The sequence below is a fragment of the Marinobacter sp. genome (genome assembly GCF_041686475.1).
Classification (GTDB): domain Bacteria; phylum Pseudomonadota; class Gammaproteobacteria; order Pseudomonadales; family Oleiphilaceae; genus Marinobacter.
Map to the genome: position 1 here is coordinate 1 of NZ_JAWLDU010000128.1, position 2,973 is coordinate 2,973.

The following is a 2,973-nucleotide window of genomic DNA, read 5'->3' on the forward strand; positions in this document are numbered from 1 at the left end:
TTCATCGTTGCGATGATGATCCCGGAAACTGATCAGGCTTTCGATGCCGGAAAAATCCACCAGATCCCGAAAATCAACCCAGTCCACCAGGCAGTACAGGCAGATTGCCGGGTAGTTCCACCGGGTAAACTGGCCATCATCAACCATCGCTGCCAGCGTTCGCATTGTCATCATGATGCGCTCCCGCTGGAGGTTGAAAAACATCAGGTTCTCGCTGGTATCGATACCTGATCTGGACGACAACAGCAGAATGACGGCAGAGTCGTTAGCCGCGTCTATCAGCGTCAGCTGGTTCTCCTGGTCCCAGGTCAGCGGAGCGAGGCCCTGCTTCTCACTGATATAGCGGGCAATCACCCTGGAGTCGTACACCTCCTGCTCTCCATCAATCAGCATGGGGATTTTCAGGGCCGGGTTGTTGCGTCTTAGCTCTTCCCTGCCCCCGCCATAGATATCCAGGTTCACAAATTCGTATTCATTATCGGCCAGCAACAACCGGATACGCCGGACGTAGGGGGATGTGGTAGATCCAATCAGTTTCATACAGTCTCCGTTTTTTGAATCGGGTTACTGACCAAGCAGGGATTCAGGGGCAGCGAACTCGTAGCCGGTGGCTTCCGCCACCTCGCGGAAGGTAACCCTGCCCTGGTAGACATTGAGGCCATTGCGCAAATGAGGGTCGTCTTTCATGGCCTGCTCCGGGCCTTTGCTGGCCAGTGCGGCAATGAACGGCAAGGTGACATTGTTCAGCGCCAGTGTTGAGGTTCTGGCAACCGCACCCGGCATATTGGCAACGCAGTAGTGGACCACTCCGTCGACCATATAGGTGGGAGCATCATGGGTAGTAGGTCTGGATGTTTCGGTGCAACCACCCTGATCTATGGCCACATCCACGATGACGCTGCCCTCTGGCATCCGGCTGACCATATCACGGGTGACCAGTTTGGGCGCAGAAGCACCGGGGATCAGCACACCGCCAATAACGAGGTCCGATTCGGTGACTGCCTCATACAGGGTTGCAGCGGTGGAGAACAGGGTGCTGATACGATTGCCGTAGAGATGGTCCAGGTTCCTCAGCACATCCATATTCCGGTCCAGCACGGTCACCTGGGCGCCCAGCCCGATGGCCATGGCCACCGCATTCTGCCCGACCACACCACCGCCGATGACGGTCACCCGTGCCGGACTGACTCCGGGAACGCCGCCCAACAGGACGCCGCGGCCACCCATGGATTTCTCCAGGCAATGGGCTCCCGCCTGTATTGACATTCGCCCTGCGACCTCCGACATAGGCGCCAGCAATGGCAACCGGCCATGGCTGTCAGTAACTGTTTCATAGGCAATGCAGGTAGCACCGGACTTCACCAGATCATCAGTCTGGGCCTGATCTGGCGCCAGGTGCAGATAGGTGAACAGAATGTGGCCGGGCGTCAGCAAAGCACGCTCATTGGCCTGAGGTTCCTTGACCTTGACGATCATGTCGGCGGCGGCATACACCGCGGGACCATCGTCAAGAATCTCCGCGCCGGCGTTCCGGTAATCCTCGTCGCTGAAACCAATAGCCGAACCGGCATCCGCCTGGACACACACGCCGTGCCCATGTCCGCAAAGCTCATGGACGGCGGCGGGCGTCATTCCCACCCGATATTCGTGGTTCTTTACTTCCTTCGGTACACCGATCTTCATCCGCTGCCCCTTGAATCCGTGGAGTAAACAATGTGTCTTCCGCTAAAGTGTAGTAAAAAGGCATGACACCGGCAGTAGCAATTGAATGCATCGGTTCAATGGATTCCGGCGTAACAACCCGACCAACCAGGTAATCGACCCAAACGGAGCAGGAACCAATGAATACAAAACAACAGACCCTGGCCGCGGCCCCGCTATCATTCGCGGTGGCCCTTACCCTCGCATGTGGACAGGTATCAGCAGAAATGCAGACGGAAACCGTAGAATATGAAGTCAACGGTGAAACCTTCACCGGCTACATGGCTTACGACGACGAAGCCGATGGCAAGCGCCCAGGAGTTCTGGTAGTTCACGAATGGTGGGGGCACAACGAATTTGCCCGGGAGCAGGCAGAAAAACTGGCCGCAGCAGGCTACACGGCATTCGCGCTGGATATGTACGGATCGGGCAAGTTGGCAGAACACCCTGAAGATGCCCAGAGCTTCATGAAGGAAGCGACAAAAGACATGGATCAGGTCAAGGCCCGGTTTATGGCGGCCAAGGAACTGTTGCAACAACACGACAGTGTCGACAGCGACAGGATCGCAGCCCAGGGCTATTGCTTCGGCGGAGCCGTGGTGCTGAACATGGCTCGCCTGGGCGTGGATCTGGACGCTGTGGTCAGCTACCACGGTGCGCTGGGAAGCCCCATCAAGGCAGAAGCCGGCAAGGTCCAGCCCCGTATCCACGTCTACACTGGAGGAGAGGACAAGATGGTGCCATCGGATCAGGTCGCAGGCCTGGTCGAAGAGATGCAGGACGCCGAAGCCGACCTGACTCTGGTCAGTTTCCCGGGAGTTCTGCACTCCTTCACCAACCCCGGTGCAGACAGCATTGCCGAGGAATTCGATATGCCCGTTGGCTACGATGACGAGGCTGCAAAGCGCTCCTGGGAAGGCACGATGCGGCTTTACGACGAAGTCTTCAATAACTGAGCCCCCACCGGGCCTGATCGCACGCGTGCAATCGCCTGCAGGACTGATACAGTGATGAGAGCAGTTCGTACAATGATTTGTGATCCATCAAACAAGATCTGCTCTCTTTACGCAAAAGGACATGTATGAACACTTCCGACGATGTACTCCAATCCCCACTGTTTCAAACCGTCGCTGAACTGGCTTTTGAATCGATTATGGTGACAAAAGCCACTGCCGACCACAAAAACTCCGTGATCATCTATGTGAACCAGGGCTTCAGCAACTTGACCGGCTATTCTGCGGATGAGGTACTCGGCAAGACGCCGGGACTGCT

4 protein-coding genes are annotated in these 2,973 nt (G+C 56.6%); 2 read left to right on the forward strand and 2 right to left on the reverse strand.

The features are described 5' to 3' along the window. On the reverse strand, nucleotides 1-540 hold a 540-nt coding region (locus ACESMB_RS15070), incomplete at its 3' end, for a glutathione S-transferase family protein (RefSeq protein WP_372972001.1). A 24-nt stretch (nucleotides 541-564) separates the two neighbouring features. Further along, entirely contained in the window at nucleotides 565-1,683 is a 1,119-nt protein-coding gene (ald, locus tag ACESMB_RS15075; protein ID WP_372972002.1) for an alanine dehydrogenase, read from the reverse strand. A gap of 158 nt (nucleotides 1,684-1,841) precedes the next feature. On the opposite strand from ald, the gene ACESMB_RS15080 reads away from it, so the two are divergent. Beyond that, entirely contained in the window at nucleotides 1,842-2,657 is an 816-nt protein-coding gene (locus tag ACESMB_RS15080; protein ID WP_372927668.1) for a dienelactone hydrolase family protein, read from the forward strand. A gap of 125 nt (nucleotides 2,658-2,782) precedes the next feature. Beyond that, nucleotides 2,783-2,973 (forward strand): PAS domain S-box protein (locus ACESMB_RS15085; protein WP_372972003.1); only part of this gene is annotated, 191 nt, incomplete at its 3' end.